Below are 15357 nucleotides of genomic sequence, written 5' to 3'. Positions count from 1 at the left end.
AGAGCTTTCTTATGTGTAAAGCATAGTTGGCAAATAGCGTAAGTTTGCTGCTTTCGGTATAATATAGATATAAGTGAAAGGAGCAGTGAAGTTGGACTCTAAAATTTTCAAAACCCTTGAATATCAAAAAATTCTAAATAAACTAAGTCACTATGCCCAAACGGCAACGGGACAACAGACAGCCCTTCGATTACAGCCCAGCGATGATTTGGAGCATATCAAGAAATTGCTGAAAGGTACGGACGAGGCCTATGCTGCTGATCGACTAAAAGGAGTGCCTTCATTTAACGGAGTAGTGGATATCACTCCGGCGGTGAAGCGTGCCCGTATTGGAGGAACGTTAAGTCCGCAGGAGTTGCTTGGTATTCGGACAACGGTTCAAGCTGCACGCCGTATACAGGTATATGTAACAAGTTTGCATGAGGAAAATCCTGTTGAAACTTTGCTGTATTGGAGTGAGCAGCTTTCGGAACAAAGAAGTTTGGAAAACTCCATTAAAGGCTGTATTGACGAAAATGCAGAAGTGCTGGATTCGGCCAGTACAGAGCTTTCACAAATTCGCCGGGAGCTGCGCTCCGGTGAAGTGCGTATTCGTGAGAAGCTGGATTCCATGATTCGCTCCTCAACTGTGTCCAAAATGCTTCAGGATCAGTTGATTACGATTCGTGGAGATCGGTTTGTCATCCCGGTCAAGGCCGAATACCGTTCTTATTTTGGCGGAATTGTGCATGATCAATCCGGGTCTGGCGCAACATTGTTTATCGAGCCTGAATCCATCGTGGCCATGAACAACAAGCTGAGGGAAACCAGGCTGAGAGAAGAGCGTGAAATTGAAGTCATTTTACAAAAGCTGACCGCACTTGTCGCAGAACAAGCGGATATGTTGCTGTATGATGTGGATATTTTGGGCAATCTTGATTTTATTTTTGCGAAAGCGCGTCTCGCTCGTGAAATGAAGGCAACGCTGCCCTTAATGAATGATCGTGGGTACTTGAAGCTGAAAAAGGGTAGACATCCTCTAATTCCGTTGGAACAGGTCGTTCCCATAGATGTGGAACTGGGTAATTCGTACACCTCCATTATCGTTACCGGACCGAACACAGGGGGGAAAACCGTTACCCTGAAAACGATAGGTCTGCTAAGTTTGATGGCGATGTCTGGACTGTTTGTGCCTGTTGAGGATGAAAGCCAGCTATGCGTATTTGATGCAATCTATGCCGATATTGGTGACGAGCAGAGCATTGAGCAGAACTTGAGTACATTTTCCAGTCACATGACCAATATTATTAGCATCTTGAAAAATATGACACCTAAAAGTCTTGTATTGCTTGACGAGGTGGGGGCAGGAACGGATCCGGCAGAAGGTTCGGCTCTGGCTGTGTCTATTTTGGAGCATATACATGCTCTGGGTTGCCGTATGGTGGCGACGACTCACTATAGTGAATTGAAGGCGTATGCCTATGAGCGCAAAGGAATTATTAATGCAAGTATGGAGTTTGATGTCGCTACATTAAGCCCGACTTACCGTCTTCTGGTTGGTGTACCTGGGCGAAGTAACGCTTTTGCCATTGCCGAGCGATTGGGATTACCAGGGCGGATATTAGATTATGCCCGTGGCGAGGTAACGGAAGAAGATCAGCGCGTCGAGCACATGATTGCATCACTGGAGCAGAACCGTTTGACCGCTGAGCAAGAACGGGAAAAAGCAGAGCAGCTGCGTAAGGAAATGGAAGCATTGCGTACCCGTCATCAGACCGAGCTGGATAAGCTGGAGTCACAACGGGACCGCATGCTGAAAAAGGCTGAAGACGAAGCAAGAATTCTCGTAGATAAGGCTCGTAGTGAAGCAGAAAAAATTATTACTGATTTGCGCAGATTGGCTCAGGAAGAGGGAGCCTCGGTTAAGGAGCACAAGCTGATTGCAGCTCGTAAAGAACTGGATGAAGCTGAACCGAAGCAACGCAAGAAAAGTACAGCCAAACGTTCAATCACTACGCGTACTCGTTCCATCATGGCTGGCGATGAAGTATCCGTTCACAGTCTGAATAAAAAAGGTCACGTAGTTGAACTGACTGGCAGCAAGGAAGCTATCGTTCAACTGGGCATCATGAAAATGAAGGTCAGTCTGGATGATCTGGAGCTGCTACAACCAGCCCAAACGACGGCTCCAAGGGTCCAAAAGCCAGTGACTGGCGTTAAGCGGACACGGGATGATAATGTGCGAAGTGAACTTGACCTTCGTGGGGCAAACGTGGAGGAAGCGCTGATGGAAGTGGACCGCTTCATGGATGAAGCGTTTTTGGCCAATCTGGGTCAGGTATACATTATTCACGGCAAAGGTACGGGGGTCTTGAGAACCGGTATTCAGGAGTACCTGCGCAAGCATAAGCATGTGAAAAGCTACCGTATCGGTAACTACAATGAAGGCGGCACGGGTGTAACGGTTGCTGAATTGGAATAGATATGGGTTGCTGACCGAGAACGCTTGGTAGAACGGGAGGGACGAGGTGAAGATGGCGATTGATGAATTGCTATCACATCCGTTGGGGATGATGCTGGGTTATTTCTCCGTGGCGGTGCTGGAGTTAATTGTATTTTTGTCCTGCTTTGAGCTGGTAACCCGTTATAAATGTTGGGAAGAGATTAAGCGAGGCAATGTTTCGGTAGCCATGGCAACGGGTGGGAAAATGTTCGGTATTTGCAACGTGCTCCGCTTTGCGATGGAGGCAAAATCCAGCGTGTATGATACGATGATCTGGTCATTCGTTGGTTTTTTACTGCTACTTGCGGCATACTTCCTTTTTGAATTTCTGACACCGGTATTTTCTATCGATCAAGAGATTAAAGAGGATAACCGTGCGGTCGGCTTGTTCTCCATGATTATTTCAATATCGTTATCTTATGTGATTGGTGCGAGTGTAACTTGACACATCCTGTATACTAGAGCTTGGTATACGCTTTGGAACGGAAGGATGATAAAGCTTGGAAATGACTATTTGTCCATGGTGTAACATGGAAATTATTTGGGATGAAGAATTAGGGCCTGAAGAAGAGTGTCCTTATTGCCATAATGATCTGAAAGGATACTCAGACATAACAGATGATGAAGAGGAGTCTGAGTCTGTTTCTCCATCTGTTCACAGACATACGGATGGGCATGAAGATGCGATACATGATCATGCGGTTTCTGTAACCCCGGCGCTCCATGCTCATGAAAAAGAAGACCTAAAGGGTTATCGTACATTGAGTATTCAGCTTGGCGATGATGACGAGCAGGATATTTTATACGAGGCAGAGGATGAAGTCGTATCTGAAAAGCCAGCTGATGCACCGTTATTGCAGGATAATGAGCTTCATAAGCTGCCTGTGCTGCATACTTTACAAAAATTTGAAGAAAGCGGTGCGGATCTTATGGCTTATGAACAAGGGGCTGAACAATTACTCGACAGGCAAGATGAGGTTCTTGAATGTTCCCAATGCGGAGAGTACATGCTGCATGCGGGTTCGCAAACCGTAACCAGAGAAGGCTTCGAACCATCGATATCCCCAGTGCTCGGCAAGCCTGTTCTGGATTTGCCGTTCGTCTTGAATGTTTATGTGTGTCCTAGCTGCTTCCATGTTCAGCAGACTTTGTCAGAGAATGACCGACTGCGAATGCTGGAGAAGCTCAGCGGTATTTCCAATATTTAAATAGCGATTCCCCGGATAGGTCCAAGCTCAATACGGGCATGTTAAATCAAAGAAATCTTTGAACAAGCTGACTCGTAATAAGCTGATTGGTGATCTTTCCGTTAGGGGGAACTGCATTGAAATCAAACCTGAACGGACAATCCATTCTGCTATTAAGCTTGAATGGATTGTTTGTGTTTGCAGCAGCATTGTCCGGCACATTTCTTAATGTGTATTTGTGGAAAAGTAGGCAGGATTACGCGATGATCGGATGGTTTAATGTCAGTCAACAAATTGCGCTGGGAATTATGGTCTGGGTAGCTGGAAAGTGGGTCAAGGAACATAACAAAATGAATGCCCTGCGCGTGGGAACCGCATTGTCCGGTCTATTCTATCTAATCGTGTTGTATACGGGACCGCAGGCTGTAAACTACATATGGCCGCTCGGAATGTTGTTGGGTGCAGCGTTAGGTTTATTTTGGCTGGCGTTTAATGTCATTTTTTTCGAAGTCACGGATCAGGCAAGTCGCGATCATTTTAACGGATGGGTGGGCCTGCTGGGCTCATTTTCCGGTATAGTGGGTCCATGGCTCTCTGGTTGGATTATTGCGCGTATGGAGGATGACGCGGGTTATCGTGTGATATTCAGTATTTCCTTGGCCTTTTATGTCGTAGGAGTGGTGCTAAGTTTCTTTCTTCGCAAGCGTAAACCGACAGGAAATTACAATTGGATCGAGCCTAAGCAGCGATTGTCACAAAAAGGAAGTATGTGGCGTCCGTTGTCGTTATCGCTTGTTACGCAGGGCATTCGTGAAGGTGTGTTTGCTTTCCTGATTACGCTGCTTGTGTATGTAGTTACTCAACAGGAATGGAAGCTAGCACAGTTTTCACTTATTACATCGGGGGTTTCATTTTTCAGCTTTTGGGCTGTCGGAAAATGGCTCAAGCCACACTATCGCTCGGCTGGTATGTTGTTGGGTGCCGTGCTGTTGGTGATCGCGCTTTTACCGCTATTGTGGCGTATGGAGTATAGCACGCTGCTGATTATGGGGATTGGCACCGCTTTATTCATGCCCTTGTATTTAATTCCTATGATCTCTGCGAGCTTTGATCTAATGGGTACGAGTGAAGGAGACGCTAATCAGAGAGTGGAACTGGTTGTACTGCGCGAACTATGCTTAATGATAGGTCGGTTGACGGGGACACTCATTTTCTTGGGCGTCCTAAGTATCAGCAAGGCTCCTACGGCGATGATCTGGCTGTTGATTGGACTGGCATTGATGCCAGTGATTGGATGGCTCTTTATGCGAAGTGTGCTGAAAATGGAACAAAAAACGAAGCAATGCAAGTCCGATTCCCATGCACGACGCTGGCACAAGCAAACCGAATAATTGGAATTTCCATACAAATGACCTCCAAATCCATTTATATAGGAAAAGGAGGTTTTGTTATATCCCAATTAAATCATCGGTTCCGTTGTTTCAGGCGAGGGTTTGGTAGAACGAGTCAGAGAATAAAGCTCCATTTCAGGTCGGTGTATGCCCGTCAGTTCATCAGCCAATAGCTGTGCTGCCATCATACTCGTGACTGCTCCATTCCCTCCGTAACCCTCCAAAAAGTAGCAATTTGGAAAACGCGGATGTGGACCAATATACGGCAAGCCGTCATGAGAGGAACCAAATACAGCTGCCCAAGCATAGTCGATTTGAAATGGGACACCGGGAAAAAATTCCTTTAGCGATTGTAGCAGCTTTTGCTGTTGATGTAAGAGCCTGATTTCACGCTGGCTGGCGTCCAATATAGGTTCATCCAAACCACCAATAATGATCCGTCCCTCCGGTGTGGAGCGCATATATAGATAAGGACGAGCAGTTTCCCAGATCAGACACTGCTCATGCCATAAGGGAGCATCTTCGATTGGATTGGTGACGATAGCATAAGAGCTCTCTAGAACGGCTCCGCGATCGGCTTTAATCTCTTGTGTTTCATAACCTGTTGCAAAAACAACTTTTTTTGCTCGGATCATTCCACCGCTGGTATGACAAACGACCTCATTATCGTTGAAATCAAAATGCTTGGCTTCCGTATGCTCATATAAGCGAACACCAAGACGGTTGGCAGATTGCAGCAGCCCCTGGGCAAAACAAAATGGATTCACTTCAGCATCTTCATGTGTGTACAACGCCGCTGGTTTTCGAAAAGGAAATCGGGCAGCAACTTGTTGCTCATCCCAGAACTCCACTGGAAATCCAAACCGGGTTAGCTGTTCGTACTCTTCCTGAAGCATCAGTACATCCTCCCACGTACTTGCATAGTACAGGCTGCTGCGCCGAATAAAGGTAGGGTCTGTATCCAGTGTGGTGGACAGCTTTTCTAACTGATCCAGAGCATCTTTGCACATGCGGTAAAACAGTACGCCGTTCGTTTCACCAAACGTGTGGATGCAAGAGGTTAAGGTCTTGTCATTGCTATATTGCAGCAGTCCTGTATTGGCCAAAGAGCTTCCGTGTACCAGCTTGCGCTTGTCAATAAGTACAGTGTCAACCTGTCGTTCTCCCATTAACCGGGAGCAGATGGATCCACCCATCCCGCCTCCGACGATCAGTACATCACAATTTAAATCTTCAGCCAAAGGCGGAAAATCCAGCGTGTGCTCCAAGGTACTCGGCCAATATGTATTCCCGCTTATCAATTCCATATAAGTAGCACTCCTTATAGGCAATATGTAGTATCTCTTATGTGTACATAGTATTTCGTCAAAGGGACAAGATAACCAGCGTGCAACAAAACATTTAAGGAGGCACAGAGACTATGCAATCTACGAACATGCAACCCTTGTCAGGCAAAGAGCTGGAGTACATCGTGGACTCCATTTCCAATGAAGAACTACTGCTCAAACAATGTGCGGCCACAGCGGCGTCTATTCAGCACCCAGCCATCCAACAAGCCTGTTTGCAACTGGCAAGAACTCATGAGCACCACTTGAATCTGCTTTCTAATGCTCTTCAACAGCATCAGCAGCTTGCTCCAATGCAGCCGCAGCAGTAATTTGGACTAACTAATAAAGGAGGTTTGACAGAATGTATTCACAAAACAATATGTCATTTATGCCCGAAGAGGATTTGCTCTATACCATTCTTGCTGATATGAAACGTACAGTGCGCGAGTACACAACAGCGACGACAGAATCCAATTGCCCGTCTGTGCGTCAGATGTTCACCGACCTTACGAATGATACATTGCGTCTGCAAGGTGATTTGTATCATCTAATGAGCCAGAATAATATGTACACCGCTCCGACTAAAGCGCTGCGCATCGATTTGGATAAACAGATTCAAGAAGCTCGCAAGACCCAACAGGAATGCCAACAGTTCATTCAGCAGAAGTCGTCATCCGCGGGAGTATATGGTCAACCTATGCATCAGCAAGGCCAATCTACTCATCAAAGCAACCCTTATTATATGTAAACGGGATTTTCCGTTTTTGAAGCAATTTCCCATAACAGCCGTCCGTCTGCCGGGTTTACCGGGGCGGACGGTTTTTCTTTGCAGGTTTAAAGTGCGTATTGTATGATGTATAGTAATCTCTTTCGATGGAGGCCTTATGTAGAATGACAGAGCTGAATGAATTAAAACTAAAAGTGCTGGAATTGTTAAAAGAAGATGCAAGAAGAACACCGACTCTATTGGCTACTATGCTGGGGGTAGACGAGCAAGACGTACGCACCTCAATTAAAGAGCTTGAAGACCAACATGTGATCGTCAAATACGCCGCTGTAGTCAATTGGGACAAAGTCGACGACGAAAAGGTTACCGCTTTGATCGAAGTGCAGATTACACCTGAGCGTGGAAGAGGATTTGAAGGGATTGCAGAACGGATTTATTTGTATCCGCAAGTTAAATCTGTTTATCTCATGTCCGGAGCATATGACTTGCTGGTAGAGGTGGAAGGCCGAAATCTCCGTGAGGTCGCTAATTTTGTGTCGGAGAAGCTATCCCCTATTGATTCGGTTTTGTCTACCAAGACTAATTTTACGCTTAAAAAATACAAGCAGGACGGAATTATCTTTGAGGACCATCAGGAAGATAATCGTCTGATGATTTCGCCGTAAAGGAAGATCATGATGAATTTCAAAACAGAAGCATTCACCGACAGTAACAAGGCCATGAGTTCGTATTTATCCCCATTGGTACGCGAGATTCCATCATCGGGTATCCGTAAGTTTTTTGACCTGGTGGGTGGTAACAAGGACATTATTACCCTGGGGGTAGGCGAACCGGATTTTACAACCCCTTGGCATATGCGGGAAGCCTGTGTCTATTCATTGGAGCGAGGCTTCACCAGCTATACGTCTAATGCGGGAACGCCAGAACTGCGTGAAGCGATTAGTGAGTATCTGAATGAGCAATTTGACGTCCGCTATGATCCTAAAAATGAGATTATCGTAACAGTTGGAGGTAGCGAGGCAATTGATCTTGCGTTGCGCGCCTTAATTGTACCTGGTGATGAAATTCTGGTGCCTGAGCCGTGCTACATTTCCTATTCTCCAATCACTTCGATTGGAGGCGGGATTCCGGTCGGTATTGAAACGTTTGCCAAGGATGAGTTTAAGCTGACGGCTGAGGCGCTGGAGGCAAAAATTACACCAAAATCCAAGGTGTTGATTTTATGCTATCCGAGCAACCCGACCGGGGCTACGATGACTTATGAAGATTGGCTTCCGATTGCGGAAATCGTGGAAAAGCATGATTTGATCGTCATCTCTGATGAAATCTATGCCGAATTGAATTATGGCGACAAGCATGTCAGCTTTGCTTCGGTACCGGGTATGATGGATCGTACGATTCTCGTTAGTGGTTTTTCCAAAGCCTTCGCCATGACTGGCTGGCGTATTGGATATACTTGCGGGCATCCTGATTTGATTGCTGCTATGCTCAAAATCCATCAGTACACTGTTATGTGTGCGCCTTCTATGGGCCAAGTTGCAGCACTGGAAGGCTTGCGAAATGGTATGGGTGAGAAAGATCGAATGGTAGAAGCCTATAATCAGCGTCGTCGTCTGATGGTTGAGGGATTCCGCGACATTGGTCTGGAATGCCACGAGCCAAGAGGGGCTTTTTACGTTTTCCCGAGTATTCAAAGCACAGGACTCAGCTCGGATGAATTTGCGCAGCGCCTATTGGCAGAGGCCAAAGTTGCAGCTGTACCGGGCAATGTGTTTGGTTTGGGAGGCGAAGGCTATCTTCGGTGCTCATATGCGACTTCTGTCACTCAGCTGACGGAAGCTCTGGATCGGATTGGTCATTTTGTTGAAAAAGTTAAAAAAGAAGGTTAAAATTATTTTTTTTATGGGTAATTCATAGAAAATAGTCTTTTATTTCTAAATTTCTATGCTATAATTTGAAATCGGAAGCAGGAAGTTCAATTTTTCAATTACAGGAGGAGTGCTCATGTCATATGTTGGATATAAGTCGCCGAGTTCAATAGGATACGACATTTCCCTGGAAGATGAAATTTTGTTCCTGCGCAATGAGATGATGCGGACGTTTCAGGAAGAGCAGTCCTTCACCTCTGATCTTGTCATCGAGATCAGCTGCAAGCTTGATTTGAAAATCAATGAATACATGAAGCTGTACGGTATGGAATGCAGAGTGTAACTGTGTGAAGTCACCGTAGCTACGAAGAAGGCCGCAGGGCCTTCTTTTTTTGCATTCACAACTTATGATATATTAGTGGCATGGAAGAGGGGGCGTACATATGAGAGCAGGGCTAAAAAGGATATCGCCATGGATTATCGGAATCATAGCACTTGTACTATTGGCTGGATGTGGGGGACGGGACAAGGACAGCTTCTCCATATTTATTATGGATAAAGGGGATGCATCAGTTATTCGTGACGAGCTGGCACAAAAGCTTAAGGATAAGCTGGGCGAACAGGCTCCGACGATCGAGATTTCAGTCAGCCCACTGTATAACCAGCAGAAGCTGGTCGTAGAATATGCGGCCGGAGAGCATGATTTGTTTCTTTTGCCGGAAGAGGACATGAAGTTGTATGGACAGAATGGCTCGAATCTACCGTTAGATGATGCCTTTGACAAAAAGACGTATGCCCGGGGTGTGTTCGAGGGCGGCGTATTTAAGAAAAAGGAGCAAGGGGAAGAAGGAACGGATGTAATCAAGGCAACCCATTTGTTCGGAATTCCGGTGGAGCAGATGAAGATGTTTAAGGACCTAAAATATAACTCAAACACATTATTTGCTACTGTACCGCCACGCACAAGCAATAAGGAAGAAGCCATCAAGGTACTGAAAGCACTCACAGAATGATAAAGGGGATGGAATGATATGGGTATTTATACCAGAACAGGCGATGAAGGGCAAACTTCTGTGATCGGCGGCCGAGTGTCCAAAGATGACGACCGTGTGGAGGCGTACGGTACCATTGACGAGCTGAACAGCTTTGTAGGACAAGCAATCAGCTTTGCCGAAGGGGAGAAGTTTGCGGACATTCGGACTCAATTGGAAGAAATACAGCAGGAGCTGTTCGATTGTGGTTCGGATTTGGCGTTTGTTAAAATCAATGAAAGTAAATATAAGGTAAAAGACGAGCTGGCAGAGCGGCTGGAAGGCTGGATTGATGCATGCCAGGAGGAAAATCCAAAGGTGGAGCGCTTTATTATCCCGGGAGGAAGCACATTATCTTCGACGCTTCATGTTTGCCGCACGGTTTGCCGACGCGCGGAACGCCGTGCGGTTACACTAGGTAAGCACACAGATATCAATCCCGCGGTACGTCGGTATTTGAACCGCCTGTCCGATTACTTCTTTGTTGTGGCTCGCACAGCGAATGTGCGTCAGGGTGTGCCCGATGTCGAATATGTGCGCAGCAAAAAGGTGTTCCGCAAATAAGGAGGCAATCGGGAATTTGTGATGAGCTTGTACTATGAACCTATCGTATATATGATCCCTCCTGAGGAGGAGGGCATGTTGTTGAAGACCATTCTCCAAAAACGTATGAACATTTCTCGTAAGCTCATATCCAAACTCAAGCTGACCGAACAGGGGATTATGCTGAACGGGATACGTGTGTATATCAGCGTAAAGGTAAAGTCCGGGGATCGAGTAGAGATTCGCATGGAACGCGAGCGTTCCGACGATATTTTACCCGAACCCATTCCTTTTGAGATTTTGTTTGAGGATGAACATCTGTTAGTAGTGAACAAGGCGGCGGGCATGATTGTCCACCCGACTCATGGTCACTACACAGGGACGCTGGCTAACGGGGTTGTGCATTATTGGCAGACCAAGGGGGAGCTGTTTCGGTTTCGTCCTGTTCATCGTCTTGATCAGGAGACGACGGGCGTGCTAGTTGTAGCTAAAAATCCGTATGTCCATCAGCATATTTCCGAACAGATGATTGCGGGAACGGTGGACAAACGCTATACAGCCTTGGTGCATGGGCGCCCTGAGCAGCAGGAAGGCAGGGTGGACGGACCGATTGACCGCAACCCGGATAATCCGCATTTGCGCATGGTGACCCCGGATGGTTATCCTGCTCTTACGCTATATAAGCTAGAGGAAGTGTGGAGCGGAGGAAGCCGCATCGGTCTAAAGTTGGAATCCGGACGTACGCACCAAATTCGGGTGCACATGACATATATCGGTTGCCCGTTGATCGGAGATAAAATGTACCGGATTACACCTAATGACGCTGTGCAGCGTGAGCTCTATGATCAGCTTGATGCGAGGATGCCTCGACAAGCCCTGCATGCTTCGGAATTGTCCTTGGTACATCCTATGACCGGGGAGCGGATGACGTTTTACGCTCCTCTGCCGGACGATATGATCAGAATGCAAGAGCTGTTAAGAGCTCAATATCATCCAGAATAAAATATTCAATAATAGATTGAAACTAAATGGAGGTTAATCTAGCGATGAGCCAACTGAAAGTATATCAATATTCTAAATGCAGCACCTGTCGTAATGCAGTGAAATGGCTGCAAAACAAGGGGCATGAGACGGAACTGATTCCTATTTTTGAACAACCGCCCGGCCCGGAGGAACTGGAAGACTTGATTAATAAAAGCGGGCTGGAGTTGAAAAAGTTTTTCAATACAAGCGGTGAAGTATACAAAGAGTTAAAGCTGAAAGATAAGCTTGGAAACATGAGCCGTGAAGAGCAAATTTCACTTTTGTCCTCGAATGGAAGATTAATCAAACGTCCAATTGTAACTGACGGGAGTAAAGTAACGGTAGGATTCAAAGAGGAAACATTTGAGGGGACGTGGGGAGCTCAGTAACGCCCAATTTACCACCATGATATGTTATACTGTGGGGGTTAAATAATATGATGAATGGGAGCAATACAATCTGTGACACAACGCAATGAACAATCCGTAATGCTGGTTGACGGCATGGCCCTGCTTTTTCGTGCTTATTATGCAACCGCTGCAAACGGTTATATCCGTCGTACAAAAGCTGGAGTACCAACGAACGCCATATATGGTTTTATTCGATATTTTTGGGATGCAGTCCAAACCTTTAATCCTACACATGTCATTTGCTGCTGGGATATGGGCGGAACGACATTCCGTGGGGAACATTTTGCTGCGTATAAGGGAAACCGAGCCGACGCGCCAGATGATTTGATTCCTCAATTTACTTTGATCCGTGAAGTGACGGACAGCCTCGGCATTCCCAACATTGGGGCGGAAGGCTTTGAAGCGGATGATTGCATCGGTACGCTCGCACGCCATTATTCGCAAAATGAGGACATGGATGTCATGATTCTATCGGGAGATCATGATTTACTTCAATTGGTAGATGAGCGGACACAAGTCATTATTATGAAAAAAGGACATGGCAATTACATGGTATATACCCCGGAGACGCTGTTGTCTGAAAAAGGGCTTAAGCCGCGCCAAGTGGTGGACCTCAAAGGTCTGATGGGTGATGCAAGTGACAATTACCCGGGAGTACGCGGAATTGGTGAAAAAACAGCCCTCAAGCTGGTGCAGGAATACGACTCCATTGAAGGCATTCTGGAAAATCTAGATCAATTGACACCGTCGGTCCGTAAAAAGATCGAGAGTGATTTGGATATGCTGCATCTTTCACGCAAACTTGCTAAAATTCACTGTGATGTGCCTGTTGCATGTGCTTTAGACAGCTGTCTGTTGACACTGGATCACGTGCAAATTGTCGACAAATTTGAGCAACTTGAAATGAAAAGCTTGTGTACGTTGATGGGTGTCGCAACCGGATCATAATGAAGAGCTGTTAGGCTAGGGATGTACATTTCAGGTAGACTAAGTTATATAGGGATGCTGACGCTTGGTGCGTGAGTGTCCTTATTTATATGCCATTATGCCAGCGAAGATATATAGCCATGTGAAGGATTTTATACAATTGTGATAAGGGGATTGACCTTAGGCTCGTTTCAGGTGAATATAGTGAAGAGAGATCATGGAGAGGGGATTACAACAGCTATGACAGTATTGGGAGCAATTGAGGCAGGCGGCACCAAATTCGTATGTGGAATCGGAAATGAACGTGGGGAGGTCTTGGAAAGAGCAAGCTTTCCAACAACGACTCCAGCAGAAACCATGGAGAATGTCATCGCATTTTTTGAAGGCAAAGGGATTGAAGCGCTGGGTGTAGGCTCATTCGGACCAATTGATCCTATCGAAGGCAGTGATACATATGGTTATATTACAACAACGCCAAAGCCGCATTGGGGAAATTATAATCTGATCGGCAAACTGAAGGAGCATTTCGATGTACCTATGGGGTTTGACACGGATGTAAATGGAGCAGCACTGGGTGAATCCATTTGGGGTGCGGCTAAAGGATTGGACAACTGTCTGTATATTACAATAGGTACAGGCATCGGAGCGGGTGCTTTGGTTGGCGGAAAGCTGGTACATGGATTGTCCCACCCGGAAATGGGACACATTCTGGTACGTCGTCATCCAGAGGATAACTATGAGGGCACATGTCCATATCATGGAGATTGTCTGGAAGGACTGGCAGCCGGTCCGGCGCTCGAAAAAAGATGGAAGGTTAAAGGACACGAGCTTTCTGTGGATCACCCTGCCTGGGAAATGGAGGCGCATTATCTGGCACAGGCTCTAATGAGCTATATTTTAATCCTCTCACCGCAAAAAATTATTATGGGCGGCGGAGTAATGAAGCAGGATCAGCTGTTCCCGCTCATTCGTACCAAGCTTCAACAACTTTTAAACGGGTATGTACAGCATTCAAGTCTGACTACAGAAATTGAGCAATATATCGTATCTCCAGGATTGGGTGACAATGCTGGATTGTGCGGAGCTCTGGCTTTGGCCAAGGAAAAGCTGAATTCTTAGAATTTATGGTTGACGGTACTTCAAGGTCCGGTTATCATATAGGCAACAGCATAGTACGGATCAAAAAGGGAAGCACCTTTCTTGCGAATACGCGGGATAGGTGCTTTTTTTTGCGTTTTTGTATTGTGCGGGTCAGTAATCTAATTATATGAGGGAGGAAGAATCATGGAGATTGTATTTTTAAATCGCTTGTCCAAACGGAATGAACAGGGCTGTGAGGACTTTGCGCAGGTATGGATTGGACAACATGAAGGGGGATGGAGTGCAGGCTGGAGCACACACCATGTCCCAGATGAAAGTATAGACGACCTTTGGTATGAGGGCAGTTTGTGGCAGGAATTACTGCATGTATACCGTCATGAGCTGGCGCTCAAGATGGCTGAGGGCTACAGGCCTCTAATTCATGGCGTTTTTCATGAACAAGAAGGATCATCAGGACGTGGACAAACGCTACAAAAGCTGTATTGCTATAGTGATTTGTTTCCGCGTGATGAGGTGTATGAACAATTGACAATGTGGAGACGGCAAAAGGCAGCAACTGAGCGAAAAGCACCTTATTTTATCGCTACGAATCGACTACTTCGACTCATCAGTGTCTTTCTTCCTCATACCGAAGAAGAATTGTTAGAACTGCCTGGTATGGGCCTGGGTAAGGTGTCGCAATATGGGACGGAGCTATTGGCTATTACGAAGCAAAATGATCGGACTACGCCATTTCCGCTGAACTGGGTAACAGAGGCACTTGAAGAAGAAGTTTTTTTGTCATGGCTGTACAAGCAAAAAGAAAACCAGTACAGACAGGAACTAAACAAGTTTAGCCTGACTAGAGCGATTATCGAAGGTATTTCGGACGGTCTTTCACTGGAGCATATCGGAATGAAGACAGGCTTGCACCGTCGAGAAATGATTGAAGCTGTGGAACATTTGGATAGGGATGGAATGGATATGGAGAAGCTGATCTGCACGGAATTGGCACATGTATCTGAGGAGGAGCAAGCAGCCATCTGGTCTGCTTATGCAGAGTTGGGAGATACGCTGCTCAAGCCCATTATGCTAAAAGTGTATGGAGAAGAAAAAGCAACGGAAACAGGAATGGATCAAATTTATGAGCGATTGCGATTGATTCGTGTACGGTTCCGCCATCAGGAGGTACCTGACCAACATGTTGGATAATATAGAGACGATTGGAAGTGCCCTAAAGTACAAATAAGGTGCAATATAAAAAAAGCAGCAGCGAGTTCCTCATAGGAATCAGCTGCTGCTTTTGATGACCAAGTTTGAAAAATCGGAATAAACACCCAGCTTGGTAGTTTTGGTTTAC

At 46.0% G+C, this 15357-nt stretch carries 17 protein-coding genes; 16 read left to right on the top strand and 1 reads right to left on the bottom strand.

Annotated elements, in window-relative coordinates; genetic code table 11:
• Positions 1 to 91: 91 nt before the first annotated feature.
• From C0638_RS00515 to C0638_RS00500, 4 genes are all read left to right on the top strand, one after another.
• Positions 92 to 2461 carry an endonuclease MutS2 gene (locus C0638_RS00515; RefSeq protein ID WP_058711770.1) on the top strand — a complete coding sequence of 790 codons (2370 nt, stop codon included), beginning with the start codon at positions 92 to 94 and terminating at the stop codon, positions 2459 to 2461.
• Between the two features lie 52 nt (positions 2462 to 2513).
• On the top strand, positions 2514 to 2927 hold the full coding sequence (locus C0638_RS00510; RefSeq protein ID WP_014599569.1) for a DUF350 domain-containing protein: 414 nt from the start codon (positions 2514 to 2516) through the stop codon (positions 2925 to 2927).
• 55 nt (positions 2928 to 2982) lie between these two features.
• Complete coding sequence (locus C0638_RS00505; protein ID WP_058711771.1) at positions 2983 to 3690, top strand: hypothetical protein; 708 nt, start codon at positions 2983 to 2985, stop codon at positions 3688 to 3690.
• Positions 3691 to 3806: 116 nt separating this feature from the next.
• Positions 3807 to 5060 (top strand): MFS transporter, encoded by a 1254-nt coding sequence (locus C0638_RS00500; protein ID WP_058711772.1) that lies wholly within the window; start codon positions 3807 to 3809, stop codon positions 5058 to 5060.
• A 68-nt stretch (positions 5061 to 5128) separates the two neighbouring features.
• Here the strand turns inward: C0638_RS00500 and C0638_RS00495 are convergent, their stop codons facing one another.
• Positions 5129 to 6367, bottom strand: a complete 1239-nt coding sequence (locus C0638_RS00495) for an NAD(P)/FAD-dependent oxidoreductase (RefSeq protein ID WP_058711773.1) — start codon at positions 6365 to 6367, stop codon at positions 5129 to 5131.
• A 113-nt stretch (positions 6368 to 6480) separates the two neighbouring features.
• Here C0638_RS00495 and C0638_RS00490 point away from each other — a divergent pair, with 113 nt between their 5' ends.
• The 12 genes from C0638_RS00490 to C0638_RS00435 all read left to right on the top strand — a co-directional run bounded on the left by C0638_RS00490 (position 6481) and on the right by C0638_RS00435 (position 15209).
• Positions 6481 to 6717 carry a hypothetical protein gene (locus C0638_RS00490; RefSeq protein ID WP_013370103.1) on the top strand — a complete coding sequence of 79 codons (237 nt, stop codon included), beginning with the start codon at positions 6481 to 6483 and terminating at the stop codon, positions 6715 to 6717.
• Positions 6718 to 6749: 32 nt separating this feature from the next.
• Positions 6750 to 7136: a spore coat protein gene (locus C0638_RS00485; RefSeq protein WP_025676375.1), complete on the top strand. Its 387-nt coding sequence runs from the start codon at positions 6750 to 6752 to the stop codon at positions 7134 to 7136.
• A 143-nt stretch (positions 7137 to 7279) separates the two neighbouring features.
• Positions 7280 to 7780, top strand: coding sequence for an Lrp/AsnC family transcriptional regulator (locus C0638_RS00480; protein ID WP_013370105.1), 501 nt, complete (start codon positions 7280 to 7282; stop codon positions 7778 to 7780).
• A 12-nt stretch (positions 7781 to 7792) separates the two neighbouring features.
• On the top strand, positions 7793 to 9004 hold the full coding sequence (locus C0638_RS00475; protein ID WP_081317831.1) for an aminotransferase class I/II-fold pyridoxal phosphate-dependent enzyme: 1212 nt from the start codon (positions 7793 to 7795) through the stop codon (positions 9002 to 9004).
• Between the two features lie 115 nt (positions 9005 to 9119).
• The gene (locus tag C0638_RS00470) at positions 9120 to 9326 is read left to right on the top strand and encodes an aspartyl-phosphate phosphatase Spo0E family protein (protein WP_013370107.1); all 207 of its coding nucleotides are present in this window, start codon (positions 9120 to 9122) and stop codon (positions 9324 to 9326) included.
• Between the two features lie 100 nt (positions 9327 to 9426).
• Complete coding sequence (locus tag C0638_RS00465) at positions 9427 to 9996, top strand: hypothetical protein (RefSeq protein WP_013370108.1); 570 nt, start codon at positions 9427 to 9429, stop codon at positions 9994 to 9996.
• An 18-nt stretch (positions 9997 to 10014) separates the two neighbouring features.
• Entirely contained in the window at positions 10015 to 10578 is a 564-nt protein-coding gene (locus tag C0638_RS00460) for a cob(I)yrinic acid a,c-diamide adenosyltransferase (protein ID WP_013370109.1), read from the top strand.
• A gap of 21 nt (positions 10579 to 10599) precedes the next feature.
• Positions 10600 to 11559: an RluA family pseudouridine synthase gene (locus C0638_RS00455; protein WP_058711775.1), complete on the top strand. Its 960-nt coding sequence runs from the start codon at positions 10600 to 10602 to the stop codon at positions 11557 to 11559.
• A gap of 44 nt (positions 11560 to 11603) precedes the next feature.
• The gene (locus C0638_RS00450) at positions 11604 to 11969 is read left to right on the top strand and encodes an arsenate reductase family protein (RefSeq protein ID WP_040101789.1); all 366 of its coding nucleotides are present in this window, start codon (positions 11604 to 11606) and stop codon (positions 11967 to 11969) included.
• Positions 11970 to 12041: 72 nt separating this feature from the next.
• Positions 12042 to 12938, top strand: coding sequence for a 5'-3' exonuclease (locus tag C0638_RS00445; RefSeq protein WP_013370112.1), 897 nt, complete (start codon positions 12042 to 12044; stop codon positions 12936 to 12938).
• A 219-nt stretch (positions 12939 to 13157) separates the two neighbouring features.
• On the top strand, positions 13158 to 14036 hold the full coding sequence (locus C0638_RS00440) for an ROK family protein (RefSeq protein ID WP_172800007.1): 879 nt from the start codon (positions 13158 to 13160) through the stop codon (positions 14034 to 14036).
• A 165-nt stretch (positions 14037 to 14201) separates the two neighbouring features.
• A complete protein-coding gene (locus tag C0638_RS00435) occupies positions 14202 to 15209 on the top strand; it encodes an HRDC domain-containing protein (RefSeq protein WP_102163285.1) in 1008 nt (335 codons plus the stop codon).
• Positions 15210 to 15357: the final 148 nt, after the last annotated feature.

The sequence above is a fragment of the Paenibacillus sp. lzh-N1 genome (genome assembly GCF_002872435.1).
In the GTDB taxonomy this organism is placed as follows: domain Bacteria; phylum Bacillota; class Bacilli; order Paenibacillales; family Paenibacillaceae; genus Paenibacillus; species Paenibacillus polymyxa_C.
Note: the sequence above shows the minus strand (reverse complement) of the source record. Positions and strands in the feature narration are given on the sequence as shown.